The organism is Nocardiopsis sp. NPDC007018, from assembly GCF_040635075.1.
GTDB lineage: Bacteria > Actinomycetota > Actinomycetes > Streptosporangiales > Streptosporangiaceae > Nocardiopsis.
In genome coordinates this window covers 171,561-196,413 of record NZ_JBEYHA010000002.1, presented here as the reverse complement: position 1 = coordinate 196,413, position 24,853 = coordinate 171,561, and the positions used below count along the sequence as shown (strand labels likewise).

The following is a 24,853-nucleotide window of genomic DNA, read 5'->3' as shown; positions in this document are numbered from 1 at the left end:
GGTGAACGCCACGTCGCCCCCTCCCGAGTCCGGCACGCCCCTCACACGGCGCCCGCTCCTGGCAGCGGGGTCCGCCGCCGCCGCGGTCGCGCTCCTCGCGGGCGCCGTCGTGATCGCGAACCAACGCGAACCCGAGCGCATCGGGTACTTCGCCGAGTGGAACGTGGCCAACCGTGGCTACACGGTCGGCGCGCTGCGCGACAGCGGGGCGCCCGCGGACCTGACCCGCCTCATGTGGGCGTTCGGCAGCATCGACACCGACGGCCTCTGCCACATCCCCGAGGGCCGCCACGACCAGCCCTGGGAGCTCTACCAGCGACGCTACTCGGCCGACGAGAGCGTGAGCGGTACGGCCGACGAGTACGGGCAGCGGCTCGCGGGCGGCCTCAACCAGCTGCGCCAGCTCCGCGACGAGTACCCCGACCTGGGCGCCAGTCTCTCCCTGGGCGGCTGGAACTGGTCGGTGAACTTCTCCACCGCCGCGCGGACCGAGGAGTCCCGGCAGGCCTTCGTCTCCTCCTGCCTGGACCTGTGGCTGCGCGGCGACCTGCCGGTGCTCGGAGACGAGCCCCAGGGCGGGGACGGTGCGGGCGCGGGCGTCTTCGACGGCATCGACCTGGACTGGGAGTGGCCGGCCGGGCAGGGCAACACCGACAACGTGGAGCACGCCGACGACCCCGCCAACTTCACCCTGCTCGCCGCCGAGTTCCGGCGCCAGATGGACGCCCTCGCCGAGGAGACCGGGCGGGACTACGTGCTGTCGGTGTCCCTCCCCGGCGGCGCCTCCCACGCCGACGCGTACGAACCCGAGTTGTTCGACCACGTCGACCTCGCCACGGTGCAGGGCTACGACTTCTCCGGCCCCTGGAGCACCGACACCGCCCACCACTCCAACCTGTACGTGCCCGACTTCGACCCGGACGCCAACAGCGTCGACCAGGCGGTCCGCCGCTACCTGGATCTGGGGGCCGACCCGGGACAGCTGGTGATGGGGGTTCCCGCCTTCGGGAGGGGCTGGCAGGGCGTGCCCGCCCAGGACCAGGGCCGGGGCCAGCGGGCCGAGGCGGCCGCCGACGACGACTACGACGGCCCCACCCGCGCCTTCGACCAGCTGGAGGAGACCGAGGGGCGCCGTTTCCTCGACGAGGAGGCGGGCGCCTACTGGGTCTACGACGGCGACGAGTGGTGGACCTACGACAACCCCGAGGTGATCGCGCTCAAGGGCGAGTACGTCCGTGAGAACGACCTGGCCGGGATGATGGTGTGGAACCTCGACATGGACCCCGACGGCGTCCTGGTCCGCGCCATGCGCGAGTCCCTGGACTGAGCCGGCCGCCCCCGAGCGCCGCGCGCCGCGGTTGCCACCCCGTACCGGCCGCGCCACGCTGTGTGCATGGCCGATCCGCACAGCACCGCTCCACGCCCGGACCTCCCCGCGCTCCGCCGCGACCTGGAGGAGAACGTCAGGGGAACCGTCGCCCTGGACGCGGGCACCCTCGCCCTGTACACCTCCGACGCCTCCAACTACCGCCGCGTCCCGCTCGCCGTGGTCATCCCCGAGACCGTCGACGACTGCGTCGCCGCCGTCCGCGCGTGCGCGGCGCACGGGGTGCCGATCGTGCCGCGCGGCGGCGGCACCTCCATCGCCGGGAACGCCATCGGCACCGGGGTGGTCATCGACACCTCACGGCACCTGCGCGCGATCCTCGACATCGATCCCGAGGCCCGCACCGCCACGGTCCAGCCGGGGGTGATCCTGGACGACCTGCGGTCCGCCACCGCGGCGCACGGGCTCACCTTCGCACCCGACCCCTCCACCCACAGCCGCTGCACCATCGGCGGCATGATCGGCAACAACGCCTGCGGCTCCCACTCGGTGGCCTGGGGCACCACCGCCGACAACGTGGTCTCCCTCGACCTGCTGCTCTCCGACGGCACCCGGATCACCGTCGGCTCCGAGCACACCGCGCAGGAGTTCGAGGAACTGGCCGCCCGCCCCGGCCGTGAGGGTGAGATCCACGCGGCACTGGCCCGCCTGGTCGAGACGCACCGCGCCCAGATGCGCACCTCCATGCCCGAGTTCCGGCGCCGCGTCTCCGGCTACGCCATCGACCGCCTGCTCCCCGAGAAGGGGCGCGACGTCGCCGCCTCACTGGTGGGTACCGAGGGCACCTGCGCGATGGTCGTGGGCGCCACCGTGCGGCTGGTGGAGACACCCCCCGCCCGCGCCCTGGCGGTGCTCGGCTTCGACGACGCCCCGTCGGCAGCCGACGCCGTGCCCGGACTGCTGGAGCACGCGCCCCTGACCGTCGAGGGCATCAACGACCGCATCGTGGCCGCCCTGGACCGTCACGGGTCGACATCACGGGTGCCGCTGCCGCTCGGCCACGCCTGGCTGCTGGTGGAGGTCGCGGGGGACACCCCGGAGGAGGCGGCCGCCGCCGCGCGGACGATGGTCGACTCCCTCGGCGGGGCCACCCGCCCCCGTGACTCCGCTGTGGTCGCCGACCCCGCCCACCAGAAGGCGCTCTGGCGCATCCGGGAGGAGGGCGCGGGGCTCACCTCCCGCACGCCCACCGGAGCCGAGGCGTGGTCGGGCTGGGAGGACGCGGCCGTGCCGCCGGAGAACCTCGGCGACTACCTGCGCGACTTCGAGGCCCTCATGGCGCGGCACGACCGCTACGGCGTCGTCTACGGGCACTTCGGCGACGGTTGCCTGCACGTGCGCATCGACTTCGAGCTGACCCACGAACGGGGCCGGCGCGAGTACCGGGCCTTCATGGAGGAGGCGGCGGGCATCGTGGTGCGCCACGGCGGCTCGCTCTCCGGCGAGCACGGTGACGGGCAGGCGCGCTCGGAACTCCTGTCCCGCATGTACCCGGAGGGCCTCGTGCGCGCCTTCGGCGAGTTCAAGCGGGTGTGGGACCCCGACGGCCTCATGAACCCGGGCATCATCGTCGACCCGCTTCCCCTGGACGCCGACGTGCGGGTGGCCACCGACGTGCGCCCCGCGCTGCCGCTGCTGTCACAGACCACCCTGGCCTACGGGGAGGACGACGGCGACTTCGCGAAGGCGCTGCGCCGCTGCTCGGGCGTGGGCAAGTGCCGTCGGCAGAGCGGGCCGGGGGTGATGTGCCCGAGCTACCAGGTCACCCAGGAGGAGAGGCACTCCACGCGCGGGCGGGCCCACCTGTTGTTCGAGATGGCCAACGGCGAGGTGATCACCGACGGGTGGCGCTCGGAGGAGGTCCGGGAGTCCCTGGACCTGTGCCTGTCCTGCAAGGGGTGCCTGAGCGACTGCCCGGTCAACGTGGACATGGCCTCCTACAAGGCCGAGTTCCTCCACCAGCACTACAGGGGCAGGGTGCGCCCCGCGGCCCACTACTCCATGGGCTGGCTGCCGGTCCTGGCCCGCCTGGCGTCCCTGGCGCCCGAGGAGGCCAACCGGGTGGTCCGTCTCCCCGGGGTGTCGACGCTGGCCAAGCGGTGGGCGGGGGTGGCCGCGGAGCGGGAGGTGCCCGCCTTCGCCCGCACCACGTTCACCCGGGCCTACCGGCGCCGTCTGCTGCGCGGCGGCGGCCGCGCGGGCGGGCCCAAGGTGGTGCTGTGGCCGGACACCTTCGGCAACCTGTTCCACCCGAACGTCCTGGTGTCGGCCGTGCGCGTGCTGGAGGACGCCGGGTTCTCCGTGGTGCTGCCCCGGGGACAGGTCTGCTGCGGGCTCACGTGGGTCTCCACCGGCCAGCTGGACGTGGCCCGCGCGGTGATGCGCCGGGCGGTGGCGGCGCTGGCGCCGCTGGTGTCGCAGGGACTGCCGGTGGTGGGCCTGGAACCCAGCTGCACGGCCGCCCTCAAACACGACCTCGTGGAACTGCTGCCGGGGGAGGAGAGCGCCCGGGTCGCCGCGGCGGTGCACACCTTCGCCGGGTTCCTCCACGAGCACGCCCCGGAGTGGGAGCCGCCGCGCGTGGACGCCTCGGCCCTGGCGCAGGTGCACTGCCACCAGCACGCCGTGTCCGGCTTCGACGCCGACCGGGCGCTGATCGCGCGCGCCGGGATCGACGGCGAGGTGCTGGACTCGGGCTGCTGCGGGCTGGCGGGGGACTTCGGCTTCACGGAGGGGCACTACGAGGTGTCCACCGCCATCGGCGAACGCGAGCTCCTCCCGCGGGTCCGCGCGAGCGGCCCCGACACCCTGGTGCTCGCCGACGGCTACAGCTGCCGTACCCAGATCGAGCAGGGGACGGGCCGCCGGGCACTGCACCTGGCCGAGGCGCTGGCCCTTGGCCTGGACCGAAGGGCCGGCGCCCGGGACGTCTGACGGTCAGGCCGGGGCCGCGCTCACACACCCATCTGCTCGTGGAGGAGGGCCAGGGCCCTGGAGACGGCGTCGGACAGGCGCGGGTCCTCGGGGTCCAGGTCCTCGCCCAGGTGCACCCGCCAGTCGATCTCGCTGCCCAGAGGCGCCCTGCGGGCCACCAGCCGGAAGCCGGAGGAGGACTCGGGGGAGGGGAAGGGGACGAACCGGTTCACCAGGATCGTGGAGGTGACCCGTTCGGCGACGGTCTCGGCGAAGCGCCGGTAGTCCACCGGCTCACCGGTCAGCTCGGTGCGCAGCCGCACGGTGTGCTCGCCCACGCCCTCCTCCACGAAGGTGAGCGTGTCGGGGCTCCACCGGGCCTGGTCGATGTCCTGCCAGGGCACGCTGCGGCCGTCGGGCAGGTGGAGGGCGCGGGTGGTGGCCACCAGCACGGCGTCCGTGCGGGTGCCACCGGAGCAGGGGGCGCCCCCGGCCGGGGCGGCGACGCGTGCCTGGGAGAGCACGCGCTCGCCGCGCTCCAGCCGGGAGCGCAGCCCCTCGGGAACGTTCTGGCCGAACAGGGCCATCGTCAGACGTCTCCGTCCGCGGAGCCGCTGCCGTTGCGGCCCGGGTCGGGGCGGGTCCCGTTGGACAGGCTGGTCTCCCACTCGACGAGGGCGATCTCCTCGTCGGTGGGGCGCGCCAGGAAGTCGCGCACGGAGGTGATGGGCATCTTCTCGACGGCCTTGTCGTAGACGGCGCGGCCCGCTCTGCTGGTCTGCGCTCCGACGACCCCGGCCACCTCCTGGACCAGGGGGCTGTCGGCCACCTTGCGGGCGGTGCGGGCGAGCTGCTCGTAGCGTGCCCTGCCCGCCTTGGCGCCCAGCACGTATCCGATGGCGAGTCCGGCGACGAAGGTGATCCGGTAGCGCATGGCTTCCTCTTTACGGCCTTGGTGACGGTCGGCGTGGTCCGTGCCCCGACGTTACCCGGTCGTGCTCCGGGCTACACGGGCCGACACCGGTCACGAGCACTCCCGGAGCGCGCTAGTCTATTCATGTCGACGAGGCCGCAGGGCCTCGGCAAGGCGCGATCCCGCGTAGCTCAATCGGCAGAGCAGCCGGCTGTTAACCGGCAGGTTACTGGTTCGAGTCCAGTCGCGGGAGCGGTGCGAACAGGCCCGTCGGAGAGATCCGGTGGGCCTTTCCGCGTGTACCCGCGGTGCCGTCGTGGCGGGTCGCGGAAGCCGGGACGGGCGTGCCCTTCGAGGCGCCGGGACCGGGTGGCCCGGGCGCGGAAAAACGTCACGAGCACCCTTGCGAACACGCTAGGATTGGTGCTGTCGCCGGGGCCGCAGGGTCTCGGTTAGGCGCGATCCCGCGTAGCTCAATCGGCAGAGCAGCCGGCTGTTAACCGGCAGGTTACTGGTTCGAGTCCAGTCGCGGGAGCGGTGCGAACAGGCCCGTCGGAGAGATCCGGCGGGCCTTTTTCGTGTGGGCGGGGGCGACCCCCGCCCGCTGCCGGGCCCCGAGGGGCTCCAACGCGGGGCGAGGGTGGACGGGGCTCAGAGACGTCCCATGCCGCCGATGATCAGCTGCCGGTTGCGGTGCGGCATCTGGTAGCTCCCCGGGATGGGGGGAGCGACCGGAAGGGTCCGCCACTTCTGGGTCTGGAGCAGGCCCGGGGGCACGGACTCCCAGCCGTCGAAGAGCGAGGCGATCTCCTGTTCGGACCGCCAGTAGCCGTGGCCGAGCCGGTGGGTGAAGAGTTCCTGGAGCTGGTCGGCCCGGCGCGCGTCCTTGGGGTGGCGGGCGGCGTCGGGGCGGCAGTAGTGGCTCAGGACCAGATGACTCCCGGGCGCCACGGCCGCCCGCAGTTCCGCGATGCCGCGCACGGCCGCGTCGAGGTCCTGTAGGTGCGAGACGACGCCGGTGAGCAGGAGCCCCACCGGCTGGTCCAGGTCGAGGAGGCCGACCTCCGGGTCGCGCAGGAGGCCGGCGGCGTCCTCCAGGCCCCCGCGCACCGCGGTGGTGGTGCGCCCGTCCCGGGTGAGCGCCAGGTGGTGGGTCAGCACCACCGGGTCGTGGCTGGCGTAGACGACCCGGGCGTCGCGGAAGCTCTCGTGGGCGATCTCGTGCGGATCACCCGGCGCCGGCATCCCCGCGTCCACGTGCAGGAACTGGCGGATGCCCAGGTCGGCGGAGAGGTGGCGCACCGCCCGTTGGAGGAAGGCGCGCTCTCCCAGGACGATGTCGACGAACCCGGCCGCGGTCCTCTCGGCCTCGGCCGCGAGGTCCCGGTCCACCTGGAAGTGGTCCTTGCCCCTGAGGTGGAAGGAGCGGATGCGGTTGATGTTGGCCCTGGCCAGGTTGACGGGCGGCGGGGGTTTGGCCCGGACGTGGTTGTCCCCCGCCTGCCTCAGGAAGTCGGGGGAGGTGAAACGAGACATCGCCGTCCTCTTGTCTGAGGTGGGGAAGTGCGGTCGACTCCCAGGAAACTGGGATGACCCCTCGCGGGGTCGCGTCAAAGGATTGTATTCCGTACGGGCGCGGTTGTTAACAGAGTCCAGGATACAGGTGGCGGAAATCGTCACCCGGTCACTCACTTCGGGGTCGGTGCGCCACATGTTAAGACGAGCGCGGGCGGACTCGAACTTATACACCGAATGTCCATTTTGTGAGGAACGGGTCCCCGGGGGTGGCCGCCCGGCCCCCGGGTCGCGGGAGAAGCGGCGCACCGCGCGCCTTCCGGCTGTCACCGGGGGCTCCGCGCCTCCGGGCCCGGCCGCGGCCCCGAGAACCACCCCCGAAGGGCCCGGGCCGTCGGTCCCGAACGGTTCGGGCCGAAAATCGGACATGATCACTGGGGGAAAGGCAGTGCGCAATTATCCAAACGCACCCGCTGCCTGCGGAAATCCACCGAAGCGCCGTTACGTCATTCCTCGTACGCCCGAGTGGAAGGCTTCGGAAAGGGAAGCTTTCCGGGAAGAGGCGCCACACCTGCGGAACCCCGGCTCCGGGCCGCCGTTAACCTGGTCCCATGGACCGTCCCCACACCATCCTGAGCTGCGCGATGTCGATCGACGGACGTATCGACGACACCGGCCCCGACCGCCTGCGCCTGTCCAACGACGCCGACTTCGCCGAGATCGACGAACTGCGCGCCGGGTGTGACGCGATCCTGGTCGGCGCGGGCACCCTGCGCGCCGACGACCCCCGGCTCCTCGTGCGCTCGCCCGTCCTACGGGAGCGCCGTCGCGCCCAGGGACGCACCGAGAACCTGCTCAAGGCGGTCGTCACCCGCAGCGGGGAGATCGACCCAGCGGCGCGCCTGTTCTCCACCGGGGACGCGGGAGCCGTCGTCTACACCGGCGGTCCGGGAGTGGACACCGCGACCCGGAGGCTGGCAGGGCGCCCCTCCACCGACCCGCCCGCGGAGGTCGTGGACGCGGGGGACCCGCCCACGGCCGAGGCGATCCTGGCCGACCTCGCGGACAGGGGTGTGCGCCGTCTGCTGGTGGAGGGCGGGGGCCACATCCACACCCTGTTCCTCGCCTCCGGCCTGGTCGACGAGCTCCGCCTGGCCGTCGCGCCCTTCCTCGTGGGGCAGGAGGGCGCGCCGCGCTTCGTCCTGCCGGGCGCCTTCCCGAACACACCCGAGGCGCCCATGCGCCTGGTGGAGGCCCGCGCCCTCGGGCAGATCGCCGTCCTGCGCTACGCGCTGGGGGAGCGGTGACCGCCCCCCACACGCCCACCGGGGGCCCCGCACCCGGGCCCGGGGAGGCCGACGCGTACTGGCTGACGGAGACGGTGCGGCTCTCGCGCTCCTGCCCGCCCTCCGCCACGGCCTACTCGGTGGGGGCGGTCGTGGTCTCACGGGACGGCGAGGTCCTGGGCGCGGGCTACTCGCGCCGCGACGACCCGCACGACCACGCTGAGGAGGTGGCGTTGCGCGGGATCGACCCCGGTGACCCCCGCCTGGCGGAGGCCACCCTCTACTCGTCCCTGGAGCCGTGCAGCTCACGGGCCTCGCGGCCGCGCTCGTGCACGGAGCTCGTCCTCGCCACACCCCTGCGCCGCGTCGTGCTGGCCTGGCGCGAACCGGAGCTGTTCGTGGACTGCGACGGGGCCGAGCGCCTGGCGGCCGCCGGGGTCGCCGTGGTCGAACGCCCCGACCTCGCCGAGGGCGTACGCGAGGTCAACGCGCACCTGCTCGGCTGAGGGGCCCGCACCGAAGACGGCTCCTACAGCCGGTTGACCTCCGTCACGTGCACCACGGCGCGGCCCTCGGCGTCCGACGCGGCCAGGTCCACCTCGGCGCTGATGCCCCAGTCGTGGTCGCCGGCCGGGTCGGCGAGGATCTGCCGCACCCGCCACATGTCGTCCTCCTCCTCGACGAGGAGCATCTTCGGGCCGCGCGCGTCCGGACCGGTGCCGATCTCGTCGTGCTCGGCGTAGTACGCCTCCACGGCCTCGGCCCACTCCTCGCCGCTCCACTCGTCGTCCTCGGACAGCTTGCCGAGGTCGCCGTAGCGCCGCCGGGAGGCCAGCTCCACACGGCGGAACATCTCGTTGCGGACCAGGACCCGGAAGGCACGGGCGTTCGCGGTGACCGGGCGTACCCGCTCCTCGGCCTCGGCGCCCTCGCCCTCGGACTCCTCCTCGGGGTTGGTGAGCTGCTCCCACTCGTCCAGCAGGCTGGAGTCCACCTGACGCACCAGCTCGCCCAGCCACTCGATGAGGTCGCGCAGCTCCTCGGTCTTGGAGTCGTCGGGCACCGTCTGGTTGAGCGCCTTGTAGGCGCTGGCCAGGTACCGCAGCACCAGACCCTCGGAGCGGGCCAGTTCGTAGTGGCCGACGTACTCCACGAAGTTCATCGCGCGCTCGTACATGTCGCGGGCCACCGTCTTGGGCCGCAGCGGGTGGTCGCCGACCCACGGGTGCCCGCGTCGGTACACCTCGTACGCGTGGTCGAGGAGTTCCTCCAGCGGCTTGGGGTAGTCGACCTCCTCCAGCCGCTCCATGCGCTCGTCGTACTCGATCCCGTCCATCTTCATCTGCTGGACGGCCTCGCCCCGGGCCTTGTTGAGCTGGGCGCCGAGGATCTGACGCGGGTCGTCCAGCGTGGACTCCACCACGGTGAGCACGTCGAGCGGGTAGGTCGGCGACTCGACGTCGAGCAGCTCCAGCGCCGCCAGCGCGAACGTGGACAGCGGCTGGTTCAGCGCGAAGTCCGCCTGGAGGTCGACGGTGAGCCGGGCGGTGCGGCCCTGGTCGTCCGGCTCGGGCAGGGTCTCCACGATCCCGCCGTCCAGCAGCGACCGGTAGATGGCGATCGCCTCCCGGATGTGCCGCCGCTGCGACTTGCGGTCGTCGTGGTTCTCCGTGAGCAGGTGCTTCATGGCGGCGAAGCAGTTGCCGGGCCGCGCGATGACACTCAGCAGCATCGCGTTGCTCACCCGGAACCGCGACGTCAGTGGCTCGGGGTCGGCGTCGATGAGCTTACGGAAGGTCGCCTCGTCCCAGGAGACGAACCCCTCGGGCGCCTTCTTGCGCACCACCTTGCGCCGCTTCTTGCTGTCGTCACCCGCCTTGGCCAGCGCCTTCTCGTTCTCGATGACGTGCTCGGGGGCCTGTGCGACCACGTTGCCGACCGTGTCGAACCCGGCCCGGCCCGCGCGCCCGGCGATCTGGTGGAACTCGCGGGCCCGGAGCCTGCGCACCCGCACACCGTCGTACTTGCTGAGCGCGGTGAACAGTACCGTGCGGATGGGCACGTTCACACCCACCCCGAGGGTGTCGGTACCGCAGATCACCTTGAGCAGCCCCGCCTGCGCCAGCCGCTCCACCAGACGGCGGTACTTGGGCAGCATCCCCGCGTGGTGGACACCGATGCCGTGCCGCACGTACCGGGAGAGGTTGCGGCCGAACTTGGTGGTGAAGCGGAAGTTGCCGATCTCGTCGGCGATCCGGGCCTTCTCCTCCTTGGTGCACATGTTGATGCTCGTCAACGACTGTGCGCGCTCGATCGCCTGCGCCTGGGTGAAGTGCACGATGTACACGGGCGCGTCCCCGTTGCCGAGGAGCTCCTCCAGGGTCTCGTGCAGCGGGGTGACCCGGTAGTCGTAGTACAGGGGGACCGGGCGCTCGGCGGAGGTGACCACGGCGGTCGACCGCCCGGTGCGCTTCTCCAGGTCCTCCTCGAACCTGCTGACGTCCCCCAGGGTGGCCGACATCAGCAGGAACTGCGCCTGCGGCATCTCCAGCAGGGGCACCTGCCAGGCCCAGCCCCGGTCGGGCTCGGCGTAGAAGTGGAACTCGTCCATGACGACGGTGTTGATGTCGGCGTCCCGGCCCTCGGCCAGGGCGATCTGGGCGAGCACCTCGGCGGTGCAGCACACGATGGGGGCGTCGGCGTTGACGCTGGCGTCGCCGGTCATCATGCCGACGTTCTCGGTGCCGAAGATCTTGCACAGGTCGAAGAACTTCTCCGACACCAGGGCCTTGATGGGCGCGGTGTAGAACGCGCACTCGTTCCGGGCCAGCGCGGCGAAGAGGGCGCCGGTGGCGACCATGCTCTTGCCCGAGCCGGTGGGGGTGTTCAGGATGACGTTCGACCCGGAGACGACCTCGATGAGGGCCTCCTCCTGGTGCGGGTAGAGGGTGAGGCCCCGCTCCTCGGCCCACAAAGCGAACGCCTCGAAGAGGGAGTCGGGTTCTGGTTCGGCCGGAAGCACATCGATGAGACTCACGGTCTCTATACTGCCCGGTCCCGGACCCCCTTCGGGACACGGCGGGGTGTTCGTCCCCTCACCGGGCCCCGGCGCGCGGACGGGCACGTCCCCGAAAGGGACGTGCCCGTGGGCACGTGGTGCGCCGACCCCTAGACGAGGCCGAGCTGCTTGACGGTGTCGCGCTCCTCGACGAGCTCCTGCACCGAAGCGTCGATCCGGCCGCGGGAGAACTCGTCGATCTCCAGGCCCTGCACGATCTCCCACTTGCCGCCCTTGGAGGTGACGGGGAAGGAGGAGATGAGGCCCTCGGGGACGCCGTACGAACCGTCGGACGGGATGGCCGCAGAGGTCCAGTCACCCTCGGGGGTGCCGTTCACCCAGTCGTACACGTGGTCCACGGCGGCGTTGGCGGCCGAGGCGGCCGAGGACGCGCCACGGGCCTCGATGATCGCGGCGCCGCGCTTGGCGACGGTCGGGATGAAGTCGTTCTCCAGCCAGGCCTGGTCGCCGACGGCCTTGGCGGCGTTGGCGCCGTCGACCTCGGCGTGGAACAGGTCCGGGTACTGGGTGGCGGAGTGGTTGCCCCAGATCGTGAGCTTCTTGATGTCGTTGATCGACACGTTCAGCTTCTTGGCGAGCTGGGTCAGCGCGCGGTTGTGGTCCAGGCGCGTCATCGCGGTGAAGCGCTCGGCCGGGACGTCCGGGGCGTGGCTCTGCGCGATGAGGGCGTTGGTGTTGGCCGGGTTGCCGACCACCAGGACGCGGATGTCGTCGGCGGCGCCGGCGTTGATGGCCTCGCCCTGGGGCTTGAAGATGCCGCCGTTGGCCTGGAGCAGGTCACCGCGCTCCATGCCCTTGCCGCGCGGCCGGGCGCCGACCAGCAGGCCGACGTTGGCACCCTCGAACGCCTGGGTGGCGTCGTCGAAGATGTCGATGCCCTGGAGCAGGGGGAAGGCGCAGTCGTCGAGCTCCATCGCCGTGCCCTCGGCGGCCTTGACGGCCTGCGGGATCTCCAGCAGGCGCAGCTTCACCGGGGTGTCGGCGCCGAGCAGCTGGCCGGAGGCGATCCGGAACAGGAGCGCGTAGCCGATCTGACCGGCGGCGCCGGTGACGGTGACGTTGACGGGTGCGTTGGACATGCGTGAACTCTCCTGACGACGATGTGCGACCCGCGATGTTACCAACGGGTTCGAGGCGGCTCCGGTGCCGGGCCCAGGGGGTACGGCCAGGCGCGCGCCGCACCATCACACCCTAGACCGCCCCCTGGCGGCGTTCGCGACCAAGGTGCGTCCTAACGCTTCGCGCGTCGTCACGGGAAGCGGCCAGGCCTTGTGGCGCAACGGTTTTCGGGCGCGGAAACGTCGGACGCACCCTGTTAGGATGACGTTTGCCGTCGACGGAGGGCCGGTAGCTCAGTTGGTTAGAGCAGGGGACTCATAATCCCTGGGTCGCGGGTTCGAGTCCTGCCCGGCCTACCCTCTCCGAACACACAAAAAGCGCCGCCAGCCTGCGGATACAGGCCAGCGGCGCTTTCTTCTCTTTCCGGTCCCGCGCGGCGGGGGCGCCCCGAACCCCCCCGCCCACGGGGAATGCGCGTTGACGTATTGGGGGCCGCGGAACCGTGCCCCGCGTGTGGCCGGACACGGAGATCCACCTCGACAAACGTCGGACATAAACCAGAAATCGGACATCCGCGCAGCGTCGGCGCGCCATTTCTCCGTCCGGGAGGAACGTTTTCCCGGCCCCCTTCCGCCCCCTCAGTCCTCGCCGGTCAGCCGTCGCACGAAGGCGCGGTAGTCGTGCAGGGCCAGGCGCAGCGCCTCGGTGTCGCCGTCGGCGCCCTCCAGCGCGGCGCGCAAAGCCGTCCGGCGCGCCTCGATCTCCGCGATCACGGCGTCGGCCACCTCCGACGCCAGGGCGTCGGCCGCGCGCACCGACCCCTCGGGATCGTCGACGAACTCGCCCTGGGCGGCGTCCCAGCGCTCGCGCGCCTCGCGGGGGGACAGCCCGCGCGGGCGGGGGCGCCAGCCCTGGGCGGGGTCGGGTGCGGTGCGGGGGCTGCCCTGGCGGGGCACCCGCGCCCCGGCCGTACCGGAGGGCCCCGGCGGTTCCGGGGCCGCGGACCCCGCCACCGGTTCGGGGTCGAGCCGTTTCGCGCCGGGCCGGTGCCTGGGCCGTACAGGGCGATCCGCCATGTGTGCCTCCCTCGTGTGCCTACTCCACCCGCGCGGGGCGCGGCTCGTCGGTACCCAGCAGGGCCTCCACCAGGCCCCGGTAGGCGATCAGGGCCTCACGCAGGTTCTCCGTGGCCGTCCGGTCGGCCTCCGCGAGGTGCCCCGCCGCCCGGGCGGCGCGGTAGCGGGCGACCGCCTCGGGGTGGTCCACGGACAGGTCCCGGGCCCGCCGCTCGAAGCTCGCGTCGTCGTGGTCCGCTCCGTCCGGTGCCGCGGGGGCGTCCGGGTAGCCGAGGTCGCGCATGATGGTGTCGGTGAGTCCGCGGGCGCCGCGCACCGCGCCGACCGGGTCGTCGACGAACCCCCGCTGCACCCGGGCCCAGGCGCGCGCGTAGTCCGAACGCTCCTCCTCGGAGGGCGTGCGCAGACGTCTGCCCCGGCGCTGGCGGAGCCGGTCGGCCAGGTCGTGCTCGGCCCCGGCGGTGCTGCCGTGGGCCTCCACGGCGCGCTCGTACTCGGGGCCGAACCGGTCCCTGAGGCGCCGGGTACGCAGGGCCGGCAGGACCGCCAACCACGCGATGACCGCGGCTCCTCCGACGACGACGGCCACGGCCGCGACGATGACGACGATCGTTCCGGTTTGCACGGGGGGTACCTCCTGACGGGCCTGTGCCCCCGGGCGTCGCACACGAAACGCCACGTTCCGTGCCGTGGAGGACTTCGGACGGCTCTCGGCCGGACCGAAACCCGTTCCTCCCGATACGCCCTAGACTGGCCGCCGGTCGGAGGACACCGTGGCCCACGTCTCGACAACCACCGCGCCACGGGGGCCGTCGAACCCGGCGGGTGAACGGACGGAACCGGTGAGGAAGGCGTGCGGTGGACGGGGGGAGAACGACGCGGGGCGGCGCGGACCGGCCGGCCACGGCCTGGGACCACGCCCTCAGAGCGGTCTCCGTGCTCACCGTGGTGGTCCTGCTGCTGCTCGCCTTCAACGCCAGCCTCTCCCGTGACGTCGCCGTGCGTCCCCCGGAGACCCCCGACGACTCGGCCGCGCGCACGTTCACCGACCTCCTCGACGCGACCGGCGTCTCCCAGGACGGCACCGTGGGCTCCGGCGACCTCGACGGCGCGGGCAACAGCCTCTCGGCGCGCACTCTGGAGGCGGCGGGCTGGCACCCCGGAGCCGAGGTGGTGCTGCTCGACACCCCGCTCCTGCTCCCCTCCTACGGGCCCGGCCGCCCCGACCACGTGACCAGCGACGGCCAGTCCGTGGAGCTCACGGCGGCGCCCTCCCGGTGGGACTCCCTCACCTTCCTGGCCACCGGCACCCGCACGGACGGCACCGGGGACGACGTGCGCGGCCAGGGCCGGGTCGTCTACGCCGACGGGACCGCCCACGACTTCCCGCTCTCGGTCCCCGACTGGGCCGCCGGTCCGGCCGGGGACGCCGTCCTCTCCCTGCCCTACGCCAACTCGGCGACGGGTTTCGGGCACGGTGCCATCGGCTCCGTGCGCCTGTACGCGCGCTCGGTGCCGCTCGACCCGGGGCGCGAGGTCGACCACGTCGTCCTGCCCACCGTCGCCGATCCCGCCGCCAGCCTGCACGTGTTCTCCCTCGGCGGACGCCCCGCCGACCGGGGATGGACCGGGACCTGGGCCCGCGCCGCCTCCGGATACGCCTCGGTCGGCCCCTGGCAGGACCAGACACTGCGCCTGAACGTGCGCACCACCGTCGGCGGCCACAGCGCGCGCCTGCGGTTCGACAACACCTTCGCGTCCCGGCCGGTCACGCTCGGGGCGGTCTCGGTGGCCCTGCGCGGCCGGGGCGCCGGCACCCGGGGCGCGGCCCTGCCCCTGACCTTCGACGGTGCCCCCGGTGCGGTCGTCCCCGCGGGCGGGCGGCTGGTCAGCGACCCCGTCGACATCCTGCTGCCCCCGCACACGGAGCTGCTGGTCAGCGTCCACCTGCCCGAGCGGGTGACCGCGGCGCCCCTCCACTACGCGTCGGTCGACACCAACTACACGAGCGCCCCCGGCAGCGGCGACCAGACCCTGGACCGCACGGGTGAGCCGTTCACCGGGCTGGTGGACCAGTGGCCCTTCCTCACGGGCGTGGAGGTGGCGGACGGCCCCGGCGCCGTGGTGACCTTCGGCGACTCCATCACCGACGGCCTGCGCTCCACCCGGGACGGTCACACGCGCTGGCCCGACGTGCTCAGCGCACGGCTGCGACAGAGCGAGGACCTGCCCGACCTGGGCGTGCTCAACCTGGGAGTCGCGGGCAACCGGGTCACCGCCGACGGCTACCCCGGGGAGGGCGTGTCCACCTACGCCAGCGGGGTGAGCATGCTGCACCGGGCCGAGCGCGACGTGTTCGCGCAGAACGGGGTGGAGGCCCTCGTGGTCTTCGCGGGCATCAACGACCTGAGGTGGGGCGCCGCCCCCGACGTGGTGGTCGCCGGACTGGGAAGGCTGGCGGTGACCGGCGAGGAACACGGCGTGCGCGTGTTCGCGGCCACGCTCGTCCCCTGTGCCGGTGAGCGCCGGTGCACCCCGGAGGTGGAGGAGGGGAGGCAGCGGGTCAACGCGCACCTTCGGGCGGAGGCGCGGAACCCGGACTCGGTCTTCACGGGGGTGTGGGACTTCGACGCGGTCCTGCGCGACCCCTCGGCCCCCGAGCGCATGCGCCCCGAGTTCGACTCCGGCGACCACCTGCACCCCAACGACGCCGGGCTCCGGGCGATCGCCGAATCGGTCGACCTGTACGAACTCGTCGGCGGCTGACCCGTGGCGCAGGACAGGCCGGACCGTCGGGGGTAGGCGTTCTTGGGCCGCGCGGCGTCGGTGCGCGGCCGGGCGCGGCTCGCGCTCCCGCCCACCGTCGTGGCGTCAGCGCCGCTCGTTCACAGTGGTCCGGGAACCGTCTCCTGGGCTCGTCCCGACGTGAGGGAGACGAGGTCGTCGACGCGTTCGGTGGCGAGCGCGTCCACTCCCATTCCCATGAGCCGGGCCATCTCGGGGAACTCGTTCACCGTCCACGCGACCACACCGAAGCCGTGCCGGTGGAGGTCGGCCACCCGCTCCCGGTCCACCAGGGAGTGGTGGGTGCCCAGGAAGGCCGGACGCAGTGCGCGGGCCACGTCCTCCGGCGGCGGGCCGGGCTGCTCCCAGGCGAGCATCACGCGCGCCCCGGGGCTGCGGGCCCGCAACGCGCGCAGCGTCTCCACCGAACCGGTGAACAGGGCCTGGTCGCCGAACCCGTGCTCGCGCAGGGCCGCGTCGGCGGCCAGGGCCGACTGCGGGGACGCGGCGTCGACCAGGAGCGGCGCGGTGTCCCCGCCGCCGAACTCGGCGACGACCTCCATCAGGGTGGGTATCCGCCGTTCCACGTCGTCGCGGACGGCGGCCAGGTCGGCCAGGGTCAGGTCCGCGACCTGCCGTGGCGGGGAACCCGGGAGGCTCACTGTGCGTTCGTCCACCAGGACCGGGTACCCGTCCGAGGTGAGATGGACGTCGATCTTGACCAGGTCGACTCCGGCGCGCAGCGCCGATCGCAGGGCCGGGAGCGTGTTACCCGGGAATCGTGTGGTGTCTCCGCCCAAGGCGATGGACAACGTCATGCAGTCAAGAGTGGCAAAGACCCGGGCCCCGTGTGGCGCAAACAGGAAAAACGCCCACCAAGGAGCCTCCGGGGCGCCGTCGTCGCGGGGTACGGGCGGCCGTCGTCCCGGGATTGCGAGCCGTCTCACGTCGTGGTGGCGCCGACCTGGGTACGGCTACCTGGGAAACTTCGATAAGGGGTGTCGTATCCGAACGGCACCCGCAGCCAGGCCCCCGAGTGTGAGGCGAACGATGATCCCGGATCAGCGGCGAGAGCACATCCTGAAGCTCCTCCAGGAGCGCCACGTGCTGAGTATCAACGAGCTCACGTCGATGCTGTCCGTGTCCCACATGACCGTGCGTCGCGACATCCAGGCCCTGGAGAACGACGGAAAGGTCCTGTCGGTCACCGGCGGCGTGCGGTTGGCGGCCCGGCTCAAGAGCGAACCCTCCTACCTGGCCAAGGCCCAGCTGGAGGTGCCCGCGAAGAGGGCCATAGCGCGCGCCGCCGCCGAACTCGTGCGCGAGAACTTCACCATCTACCTGGACGCGGGCACGACCACCCTCCAGATGGTGCCGCTCCTCACCGACAAGGTCGGCCTGACCGTCATCACCAGCGACTTCAACGTCGTCGGGCACCTGATGGAGTACCCCGGAATCGAACTGATCCACACCGGGGGCGTGGTCTCGCACTCCGACCACTCCTCCGTCGGACAGTTCACCGCCGACTTCCTGCGGCAGGTCAACGTCGACCTCGCGTTCATCGCGAGCAGTTCCTGGGACGCCGAGCGCGGCTCGACCACGCCCTCCGAGGCCAAGGTGATCGCCAAGCAGGAGCTGCTGCGCATCGCCTCCAAGAGCGTCCTGGTCGTCGACAGCACCAAGTACGGCAAGTTCGGCACCTTCCGGGTGGCCCGGCTGGAGGAGTTCGACCTGATCGTCACCGACGACCGCCTGCCGCGTTCGGCGGTGGAGGAGCTCGGTGAGCGGGACGTGCGCCTGAAGACCGTCCCGAGCGAGTAGCGGCGTCCCCGGCCCGGCCGCGGCCGGGCCGGGCCGGGCCGTCTAGTCTTCGCCGGTGTCAGGGTCGGCGGGCACGAACAGGGCCAGCTCCGTCCCGTCCGGGTCCTGGAAGACCAGGGTGGAGCCCTCCTCGGTGTGTACGACGGGGGAGTGCTCCACGTCCAGCCGGGTGAAGCGGTCCTCCCAGGCCTCGAGGACGCCGAGGTTGGCCGCCGCCAGGGTGAGGCGGTCCAGGCCGCAGCGGCGGCTGTCGAAGCGGCCCTTGAAGTTGTCAGGGTGCTGCACCAGGTCGATGACCAGGCCGTCCGGCAGGCGGAACACGGTCAGGGGCGGGCCCCCGCCGTTCACCGGGTACTCCGGGCGCAGGCCCAGGACGGATCGGTAGAAGCGCGTGCTGACGTCGAGGTCGCGTACGGACAGGGTCACGCGGGCGATCCCGGCGAGCGGCGGGGGCGCGGACCCCTCGGAGCGGAGACGGGCCCCGGGAGCCAGGGTCCTGAACAGATCGAGCACGATCGACAAGCCTAGGCACGGCGCGCACTCGGGGCCACCGTCTTGACGCGTGCTTAACGTCCCGGCGCCCCGTGTTGGTGGTCACGTCCGGTCAGACTCCGGAACCGACCTCCGGATCTCTGTGCGCGGGCGACCCCGCCTGCGCGTCGCCGGAGCCCGCCGACACCCCGGGCCGCTCGTACCAGCGGGCGCGCAGTACCAGGGTGGTCACCGCGAACGACACCAGCCCGCCCGCCGTGGCCAGCGCGAACGCGCCCCGGTGCCCGAAGGAGTCCGCGAGGGCCCCCGCGACCATGGAGCCCAGGGCCTGGCCCAGGATCAGGCTGCTCAGGATGAGCGCCATCGACTGCGAGAGGCGGCTGGGCGGGGCGGCCCGCTCGATCAGTCCGAACAGGCTCACCAGGTGCGGGCCGATCGCCACTCCCAGAACGAGGATGGCGACCGCAAGGGTCGCGGGCCCGTGCTCCAGGTACAGGGGCAGGGTGAGCAGGGCGAGGCCGCCCGCCGCCACCCTGACCCGGGCGGTCAGGGCGAAGCCCGCCGGCAGAGAGGCCATCATGAGCCCGGCCACGGCGCTGCTGGAACCCATCACCGCGTACATCAGCCCGGACAGGTCGCCGTGCCCGGCGTGGTCCGCGTAGGCGGTCACCCCCGTGGACATTCCGCCGAAGAACAGTCCCTGGCAGAACATCGGCACGGCGAGCAGCAGCAACGCGGGACGGGTGATGCGTCCCTCGGCTCCGCGCACCGGCTCCGTTCCGGGCGGTGCCGTGGGGTGCAGGGCGAACACGGTGCCGAACACGCCGATCAGGACGGCGGCGCCGAGCACGCTGGCGGTGGGGGACAGCGTGAGCGTGAGCACGCCCACCAGCGCCGGGCCCAGGACGAACGAGGCCTCGTCCAGCACGCCCTCCACCGACATGACGGCGGACACCGAGCGTTCGCGCTCCGGGCCCCGGTCGGGCCCCTTGCGGATCAGTACCACCCAGCGGGTGCGGGCCATCGGTCCGACCTGGGGCATGCACAGACCGCCCGCGGCCGCCAGCGCCACCAGGGCGGGCAGTGGGGCGCCGGAGCTGACGGCGGCGACCAGGGCGGCGATGAGTGCGGCGTCCAGCAGGGCCGTGGCCAGTACGGGAACGCGCTGCCCGTGACGGTCCGCGAAGCGCGCGATGACCGGACCGCCGATCGCCTCGCCCAGGGCGAAGGCGCCGGAGACCAGCCCCGCCGCGCCGACGCTGCCGGTGGTGCTGGTCACCAGGGTGAGCAGCCCGATCAGCGTCATGGACACGGGGAGCCGGGCCAGGAAGGTGGCGAGGAGCAGGGGCCATCCGGCGATCCGGTGCATCCGCCGCAGGGTCTCCAGGGGTGACATAGAGCCTCGTTCTGAGTCGTGGTGCCGCGCCGTCGCCCTCGGTCGCAAACCATCCCATGATAGGTGGATCGTGCTGGTGGTGGACGAACCCTGACTTTCGTCGGTGCCGCGGGGGTGAGACGGCTGTGTAGGTTCGCGGGCATGGAACCCGTCGAACACGTCCGCGAACCGCTCCGGGTACCCCGGCCCGGCCCGGCCTGGCCCACCCGGGGTGCCGTCGTGCGCGACCTGCTGTTGTTCCTGGGTGTGTCCCTGGTGCTGGTGGCCGAGTCCTTCGCCCTGGCCGTCTCGGGGTACACGCCCCTGCTCACCCTCCTGCCGCTGGTGGCGCTGGCGGCAGCGGTGATCGTGCTCAGCCGCACGTACCCGCTCCTCGCCCCGTGCGTGGCGGTGGTCGTGTGCCTGCAGTCCCAGGCCTTCATGGTGCTCCTGGTGTGCGTGGCCTACCTGGCCGGCCGCCGGTCGAGACGCATCTGGCAGGCCGTGTCCCTGTTCGGGCTCCTGTGCCTGGCCGTGGGCGTGTTCGTCCTCCGCAACATCCAGTCGACCCCCGGCCTGTGGGTGAGCGTCGGGTTCGTACTGGTGTTCTGCGCCGCGCTGCCCTGGCTGGGCGGCTCCTACCGCCGCCAGCAGCGTGAGCTGAGCCTGGCGGGCTGGGAGCACGCCCGCCAGCTGGAACTCGGGCAGAGGCTCACCGCGGACCGGGCCCGGCTGCGCGAGCGCGCGCGGATCGCCCAGGACATGCACGACTCGTTGGGTCACGACCTCAGCCTGATCGCGCTGCGGGCCGGGGCCCTGGAGGTCGCCCCGGACCTGCCCGCGCACCATCGGGAGGAGATCGCCCGGCTGCGGGCCGGGGCCGTCGAGGCCACCGCGGGGCTGCGGGAGGTCATCGGTGTCCTCAGACCCGGCAGCGGGGCCGACCCCGCCCCGGTCACCCCCGTGGACGACGGGGTGGGCGCCCTGGTCGAGCGGGCCCGTGACTCGGGGGTGGACGTCACCCTGGTCACCGGGGGAGGGCTCGGCGGCCTGCCCGCGATGGTGGACCGCGCCGTGTACCGGGTGGTGCAGGAGTCGTTGACCAACGCCACGAAGTACGCGCCCGGAGCCCCCGTGGAGGTGCGGCTGACCGCCGACGGCGACCGGGTGGAGGTACGGGTGGCCAACGGCGTGCCGGACGGGCGCGGCCGGGAGCCGGGCACGGGCGGCGGCCACGGGCTCACCGGTCTGCGCGAACGGGTGCGGCTGGCGCGCGGAACCCTGGACTACGGCCCGCACGGCGGTGGTTGGCGGGTGCGTGCCACCCTGCCGACGGACGGTTCCGGCGACACGGAGGAGGCCGGGGCGGGGCCGGTGGTCGACCGGCTGCACCGGGCGGCCCGCCGCCGCCTCCAGCCGTGGACCCTGGCCCTGGTGGCCGTGCCGGTGGTCGTGGTCCTCCTGGTGGTGGCCGCGGTCTACGCCGTGCTCGCCACGACCCTGGCCGACAGCACCCTGCAGCCCGAGGACTTCGCGAGGATCTCCGTGGGACAGGAGCGCGCCGACCTCGACGGGCTGCTGCCCGGCCATCCGCTGAGGTTCCCCGAAGAGCACCTGGAGGACTTCGACTCCGCCGACCCCTCCTGCGACCACTACCGCAGCACGGCGGGGATGTTCGACACGGACGTGGACTTCTACCAGCTGTGTTTCGAGGGCGGCGTGCTGACCTCCAAGGAGAGGCTGCAAGCCCGATGAGGAGGGGCCTGTGGGATGCTGCCGGTACGAAAGCGGACGGAAGACGGGGACTCGGGTGTGATCAGGGTGCTGCTCGCCGACGACGAGGCGATGATCCGTGCGGGCGTACGGGCGATCCTGGGGAGCGATCCGGAGATCGACGTCGTCGCGGAGGCCGCCGACGGCCGGGAGGCGGTGGAGTTGGCGCTGTCGCATCGGCCCGACGTCGTGCTGCTCGACATCCGCATGCCCCGACTGGACGGCCTCGCGGCCTGCGCGGAGATCCTCCGCGCGGCCCCCGACACCAGGGTCGTCATCCTCACGACCTTCGGAGAGGACGCCTACGTCTCCCAGGCGCTCGGCGACGGCGCCAGCGGGTTCATGCTCAAGGCGGGCGATCCGCGTGAGCTCATCGCCGGGGTGCACGCGGTCGCCGACGGCGGCGCCTACCTGTCACCGCGGGTCGCCCGACAGGTCATCCAGCGCTTCGGCGGTGGCAGGGCGGCGCGGGAGGCCGCCGCCGTCGAGCGCCTGGACGTCCTCACCGAACGCGAACGGGAGGTACTCGCCCTGGTGGGGGCGGGGATGTCCAACGCCGACATCGCCCGGAGGCTCTTCCTGGTGGAGGGCACGGTCAAGAGCTACGTGAGCGCCGTCCTCAGCCGGTTGGGCCTGCGCAACCGGGTACAGGCGGCCATCCTCGCCTACGAGGCCGGACTGGTCGAAGGCACGCGGTGACCTTTGGGACGCGGGCCCAGCGGGAAGACTGGTGACATGGACGGTTCCCGGGGTCCCACCGGCCGCTCCCACCCCTTGAGGGAGGAGGACGCGGTCCTCCTGGCGGCTGCCTGGCGCGAACTCGCGGGCAGCGGATGTGAGGCCCGCGCCGTGGGGGAGGAGCTCCTCGGCCGGTGGAGCGAGGAGCACCGCCGCTACCACACCATCTCCCACCTGTGGGGAACACTGCGGGCGGTGGACGTGCTCCGCGAGGAGGCCCGCGACGTCGACGCCGTGCGGTACGCGGTCTGGTTCCACGACGCCGTGCACGAGGGCGACCCCGGCGGAGACGAGGACGCGAGCGCGGCGCTGGCCGAGCGCCTGCTCACGCTCCTGGGGAAGGACCCCGCGCTGGTCTCGGAGGTGTCCCGGCTGGTGGGCGTGACCAAGGAGCACCGGCCCGAGCCCGGGGACGCCGACGGAGCGGTGCTCTCCGACGCCGACCTGTCCACGCTCGCGGGTGCCCCGGAGGCCTATCTGGCCTACACCGCGGCGGTCCGGGCCGAGTACTGGCGCTATCCGGAGCACGTGTTCCGCGTGGGGAGGCTGCGCGTGCTGAGGTCGTTGCTGGAGTCCCCGCACCTGTTCCACACGAGGTTCGGCCGGGAGCACTGGGAGCCGAGGGCCAGGTCCAACATGCTCGCCGAGATCGACCGGCTCAGCCGTGCGGAGCCCGGCCCCTCCCGCCGCCCTTGGGGCGGCGCAGCCCCGCCGCGCGCAGACGGGTGACCAGTTCGCGGCCGCTCACGTGTACGGCGCCCAGCTCCAGCGCACGGGCGTGCAGGTGCTCGGGGACGTCGTAGTGGTCCCGCTCGAACGCCCGGGGCGGGACGCCCAGCTCCCGCGCGAAGGCGTGGAGTTCGCTGAGGGAGACGTCGCTCGCCAGGTGGGCGAAGAGCCAGCCCCGTGGGCCGGGCCAGACAGGACTGTCGATCAGTACGCTCACCGGTCAACTCTAGGGCCTGTTTTGTGGATCATTCCGCGCTCGCGGAGCTGGCGGCTCCGCCGCCAGAGGGCGAAAGCATCCACAAAACACGCCCCAGGCGAGCCCGTGGCCGGAAGCGGCCACGGGCCCCGTTGAGTGGATCTTGTGCGGTCCCTATGTTGGTCCCAGGGCCCGACGCGATGCCCCCGGCCGCGGCCCGGGACGGAGCCCGCAGCGCACTACCTCCGGCCTTGAGCAGTTCTCCCGTCCTCGTGAGACCTACTCTCACACCACAGGTTTCGAGGTCCCCCATGCTCAAGAGATTCCTGTCCGTCGTGGCCATGGCCACCCTCCTCCTGGGGATCGCGGCCACACCCGCGGTCGGTGCCGCACGCACGCTGGGCGTCGTGCGGGTGAGCCAGGAGAAGTCCCAGTGGTGCTGGGCCGCGGGCGCGCAGATGATGGTCCGCTACCACACCTCCAACAAGCCCTCCCAGTGCACGCTCGTCAAGCGGGGCAAGAAGTCCAGCACGTGCGCCAACGCGACCGGCACGCTCGACGAACTGCGCCGCGCCATGGGGCAGTCCGGGATGGGCAACACCGGAAGCAAGTCCGGCTCCGCGGCGAGCTTCGCGAACGTTCGCACCGACATCGACAAGAGCCGCCCCCTGTTGATCCGCATCGCGTGGAAGTCCACCCAGAAGAAGACCGCCCACATCGGAGTCGTCCGCGGCTACGACACCTCCGGGAGCAAGGTCAAGTGGGTCTATGTCCGCAACGCCCCCGCGACGTCCGAGTACCGCTCCACCAGCCACTCCACGTTGAAGAACAACAAGGACTGGGCGTGGACGCACACCATCCGCAACGCTCGCAAGTGAGGGGACGCACCGTGCTCGATCACAGTGAGGGGGCCGCCGCGGCCCCCACCGCCCGGCGCCTCGTGAGGACGGGGTTCGTGCTCGCCCTCGCCCTGGCGGTCTCCGGTGCCTGGCTCGCCCCGGCCTCGGCCGGACCCGACCCCCACGAGGTGCCACCCGAGGTCCAGGCGTGGTTCGAGACCAGCGCACACCGGGAGATCGTCGAAGACCCGGAGGGCGAGACCTACGAGGAGTACCTCCAGGGGCTCGGCGTCAGTCAGGTGCGCGAACAGGAGGTCCACGAACCGCACCCGGTGTGGCAGTGGACCGAGGAGTTCGTGCGCGGTGGCGCCGGAGCCTCCGACGACCCGATCGCGTTCACCGAGACCTGGGTGGCCGCGGTCTCGGTCAACGGCTCTCCCGGCGCCGTCGTGGAGGCGGTCCGCGAGAACGACGGGGCCATCGCGTTCGCCAGCATGGCCACGGCGGGCGACACGGCGGAGGGACTCCTCGAACTGGAGGACGGCGAGGTACTGGTCTACGAGTTCCCGCTCAACGCCTGGTACGCGGTGGGCGACGGGACCCTGCGCGGGATCAACCACGAGGGCCTGCGCGAGGTCCCCGGGTCGCTGAGCCTGGAGGAGTACGCCCAGCGGACCGAGGAGCGCTACGCGGAGGACCTCGCGTTGCCGCACGACACCGAGTCCGTCGGCGGGGCCCGCTTCACGGAGGAGGGGGCGTCCGCGTCCTCCTGGCTGCTCCCCGGCGGTCTGGCGGCCCTGGTGCTGGTGGGCGCGGGCACCGCCGCGGTGCGGCGCGGATCGGTTGCGGGAGGTTCCGCCTGACGGGGGCGCGTCGAG

22 protein-coding genes and 3 tRNA genes are annotated in these 24,853 nt (G+C 72.5%); 14 read left to right on the top strand and 11 right to left on the bottom strand.

Going from position 1 to position 24,853, the window contains the following annotated elements:
• The first annotated feature begins 1 nt into the window (after nt 1).
• Nucleotides 2–1,327, top strand: a complete 1,326-nt coding sequence (locus ABZ635_RS01940) for a glycoside hydrolase family 18 protein (RefSeq protein WP_357757353.1) — start codon at nt 2–4, stop codon at nt 1,325–1,327.
• A gap of 66 nt (nt 1,328–1,393) precedes the next feature.
• Nucleotides 1,394–4,321, top strand: a complete 2,928-nt coding sequence (locus ABZ635_RS01935) for an FAD-binding and (Fe-S)-binding domain-containing protein (RefSeq protein WP_357757351.1) — start codon at nt 1,394–1,396, stop codon at nt 4,319–4,321.
• 20 nt (nt 4,322–4,341) lie between these two features.
• Here ABZ635_RS01935 and ABZ635_RS01930 read toward each other — a convergent pair whose 3' ends face one another.
• Both ABZ635_RS01930 and ABZ635_RS01925 read right to left on the bottom strand, forming a co-directional pair.
• Nucleotides 4,342–4,887: a hypothetical protein gene (locus ABZ635_RS01930; protein ID WP_357757348.1), complete on the bottom strand. Its 546-nt coding sequence runs from the start codon at nt 4,885–4,887 to the stop codon at nt 4,342–4,344.
• A gap of 2 nt (nt 4,888–4,889) precedes the next feature.
• Nucleotides 4,890–5,234, bottom strand: coding sequence for a hypothetical protein (locus ABZ635_RS01925; RefSeq protein ID WP_357757346.1), 345 nt, complete (start codon nt 5,232–5,234; stop codon nt 4,890–4,892).
• A gap of 159 nt (nt 5,235–5,393) precedes the next feature.
• On the opposite strand from ABZ635_RS01925, the gene ABZ635_RS01920 reads away from it, so the two are divergent.
• Nucleotides 5,394–5,466: transfer RNA gene (locus tag ABZ635_RS01920), tRNA-Asn, on the top strand.
• A 209-nt stretch (nt 5,467–5,675) separates the two neighbouring features.
• Nucleotides 5,676–5,748: transfer RNA gene (locus ABZ635_RS01915), tRNA-Asn, on the top strand.
• 116 nt (nt 5,749–5,864) lie between these two features.
• On the opposite strand, the gene ABZ635_RS01910 is transcribed toward ABZ635_RS01915, so the two are convergent.
• Nucleotides 5,865–6,749 (bottom strand): SAM-dependent methyltransferase, encoded by an 885-nt coding sequence (locus ABZ635_RS01910; RefSeq protein ID WP_357757343.1) that lies wholly within the window; start codon nt 6,747–6,749, stop codon nt 5,865–5,867.
• 590 nt (nt 6,750–7,339) lie between these two features.
• Here ABZ635_RS01910 and ABZ635_RS01905 point away from each other — a divergent pair.
• Nucleotides 7,340–8,035: a dihydrofolate reductase family protein gene (locus tag ABZ635_RS01905; RefSeq protein WP_357757340.1), complete on the top strand. Its 696-nt coding sequence runs from the start codon at nt 7,340–7,342 to the stop codon at nt 8,033–8,035.
• Entirely contained in the window at nt 8,032–8,520 is a 489-nt protein-coding gene (locus ABZ635_RS01900) for a dCMP deaminase (protein ID WP_357757337.1), read from the top strand. The genes ABZ635_RS01905 and ABZ635_RS01900 overlap by 4 nt, the downstream gene beginning before the upstream one ends.
• 23 nt (nt 8,521–8,543) lie before the next feature.
• Here the strand turns inward: ABZ635_RS01900 and ABZ635_RS01895 are convergent, their stop codons facing one another.
• Both ABZ635_RS01895 and ABZ635_RS01890 read right to left on the bottom strand, forming a co-directional pair.
• A complete protein-coding gene (locus ABZ635_RS01895) occupies nt 8,544–11,036 on the bottom strand; it encodes a DUF3516 domain-containing protein (RefSeq protein WP_357757426.1) in 2,493 nt (830 codons plus the stop codon).
• Nucleotides 11,037–11,182: 146 nt separating this feature from the next.
• Nucleotides 11,183–12,172 carry a malate dehydrogenase gene (locus tag ABZ635_RS01890; RefSeq protein ID WP_357757335.1) on the bottom strand — a complete coding sequence of 330 codons (990 nt, stop codon included), beginning with the start codon at nt 12,170–12,172 and terminating at the stop codon, nt 11,183–11,185.
• 262 nt (nt 12,173–12,434) lie between these two features.
• On the opposite strand from ABZ635_RS01890, the gene ABZ635_RS01885 reads away from it, so the two are divergent.
• A tRNA-Ile gene (locus ABZ635_RS01885) sits at nt 12,435–12,508 on the top strand.
• Between the two features lie 282 nt (nt 12,509–12,790).
• On the opposite strand, the gene ABZ635_RS01880 is transcribed toward ABZ635_RS01885, so the two are convergent.
• Nucleotides 12,791–13,228 (bottom strand): hypothetical protein, encoded by a 438-nt coding sequence (locus ABZ635_RS01880; protein ID WP_357757332.1) that lies wholly within the window; start codon nt 13,226–13,228, stop codon nt 12,791–12,793.
• A gap of 19 nt (nt 13,229–13,247) precedes the next feature.
• The gene (locus ABZ635_RS01875; protein WP_357757329.1) at nt 13,248–13,853 is read right to left on the bottom strand and encodes a hypothetical protein; all 606 of its coding nucleotides are present in this window, start codon (nt 13,851–13,853) and stop codon (nt 13,248–13,250) included.
• Nucleotides 13,854–14,086: 233 nt separating this feature from the next.
• Between ABZ635_RS01875 and ABZ635_RS01870 the strand changes: the two genes are divergently transcribed.
• Entirely contained in the window at nt 14,087–15,994 is a 1,908-nt protein-coding gene (locus ABZ635_RS01870) for a GDSL-type esterase/lipase family protein (protein ID WP_357757326.1), read from the top strand.
• A gap of 119 nt (nt 15,995–16,113) precedes the next feature.
• On the opposite strand, the gene ABZ635_RS01865 is transcribed toward ABZ635_RS01870, so the two are convergent.
• Nucleotides 16,114–16,830 (bottom strand): glycerophosphodiester phosphodiesterase, encoded by a 717-nt coding sequence (locus ABZ635_RS01865; protein ID WP_357757323.1) that lies wholly within the window; start codon nt 16,828–16,830, stop codon nt 16,114–16,116.
• A gap of 232 nt (nt 16,831–17,062) precedes the next feature.
• Between ABZ635_RS01865 and ABZ635_RS01860 the strand changes: the two genes are divergently transcribed.
• Entirely contained in the window at nt 17,063–17,833 is a 771-nt protein-coding gene (locus tag ABZ635_RS01860; RefSeq protein ID WP_357757320.1) for a DeoR/GlpR family DNA-binding transcription regulator, read from the top strand.
• A gap of 42 nt (nt 17,834–17,875) precedes the next feature.
• Here ABZ635_RS01860 and ABZ635_RS01855 read toward each other — a convergent pair whose 3' ends face one another.
• On the bottom strand, nt 17,876–18,337 hold the full coding sequence (locus ABZ635_RS01855; RefSeq protein WP_357757423.1) for a VOC family protein: 462 nt from the start codon (nt 18,335–18,337) through the stop codon (nt 17,876–17,878).
• Nucleotides 18,338–18,437: 100 nt separating this feature from the next.
• The gene (locus tag ABZ635_RS01850; RefSeq protein ID WP_357757318.1) at nt 18,438–19,721 is read right to left on the bottom strand and encodes an MFS transporter; all 1,284 of its coding nucleotides are present in this window, start codon (nt 19,719–19,721) and stop codon (nt 18,438–18,440) included.
• Between the two features lie 141 nt (nt 19,722–19,862).
• Here ABZ635_RS01850 and ABZ635_RS01845 point away from each other — a divergent pair, with 141 nt between their 5' ends.
• The 3 genes from ABZ635_RS01845 to ABZ635_RS01835 are packed head-to-tail and all read left to right on the top strand — an operon-like array spanning nt 19,863 to nt 22,940.
• Nucleotides 19,863–21,455, top strand: a complete 1,593-nt coding sequence (locus tag ABZ635_RS01845; RefSeq protein ID WP_357757315.1) for a histidine kinase — start codon at nt 19,863–19,865, stop codon at nt 21,453–21,455.
• A gap of 57 nt (nt 21,456–21,512) precedes the next feature.
• The gene (locus ABZ635_RS01840; RefSeq protein ID WP_357757420.1) at nt 21,513–22,172 is read left to right on the top strand and encodes a response regulator transcription factor; all 660 of its coding nucleotides are present in this window, start codon (nt 21,513–21,515) and stop codon (nt 22,170–22,172) included.
• A 36-nt stretch (nt 22,173–22,208) separates the two neighbouring features.
• Nucleotides 22,209–22,940, top strand: a complete 732-nt coding sequence (locus tag ABZ635_RS01835; RefSeq protein ID WP_357757312.1) for a metal-dependent phosphohydrolase — start codon at nt 22,209–22,211, stop codon at nt 22,938–22,940.
• On the opposite strand, the gene ABZ635_RS01830 is transcribed toward ABZ635_RS01835, so the two are convergent.
• On the bottom strand, nt 22,870–23,157 hold the full coding sequence (locus ABZ635_RS01830; protein WP_357757310.1) for a DUF4031 domain-containing protein: 288 nt from the start codon (nt 23,155–23,157) through the stop codon (nt 22,870–22,872). The genes ABZ635_RS01835 and ABZ635_RS01830 overlap by 71 nt on opposite strands.
• A gap of 290 nt (nt 23,158–23,447) precedes the next feature.
• Between ABZ635_RS01830 and ABZ635_RS01825 the strand changes: the two genes are divergently transcribed.
• Nucleotides 23,448–24,014 carry a papain-like cysteine protease family protein gene (locus ABZ635_RS01825; protein WP_357757309.1) on the top strand — a complete coding sequence of 189 codons (567 nt, stop codon included), beginning with the start codon at nt 23,448–23,450 and terminating at the stop codon, nt 24,012–24,014.
• A gap of 11 nt (nt 24,015–24,025) precedes the next feature.
• Nucleotides 24,026–24,838 carry a hypothetical protein gene (locus ABZ635_RS01820; RefSeq protein ID WP_357757306.1) on the top strand — a complete coding sequence of 271 codons (813 nt, stop codon included), beginning with the start codon at nt 24,026–24,028 and terminating at the stop codon, nt 24,836–24,838.
• Nucleotides 24,839–24,853 lie beyond the last annotated feature (15 nt).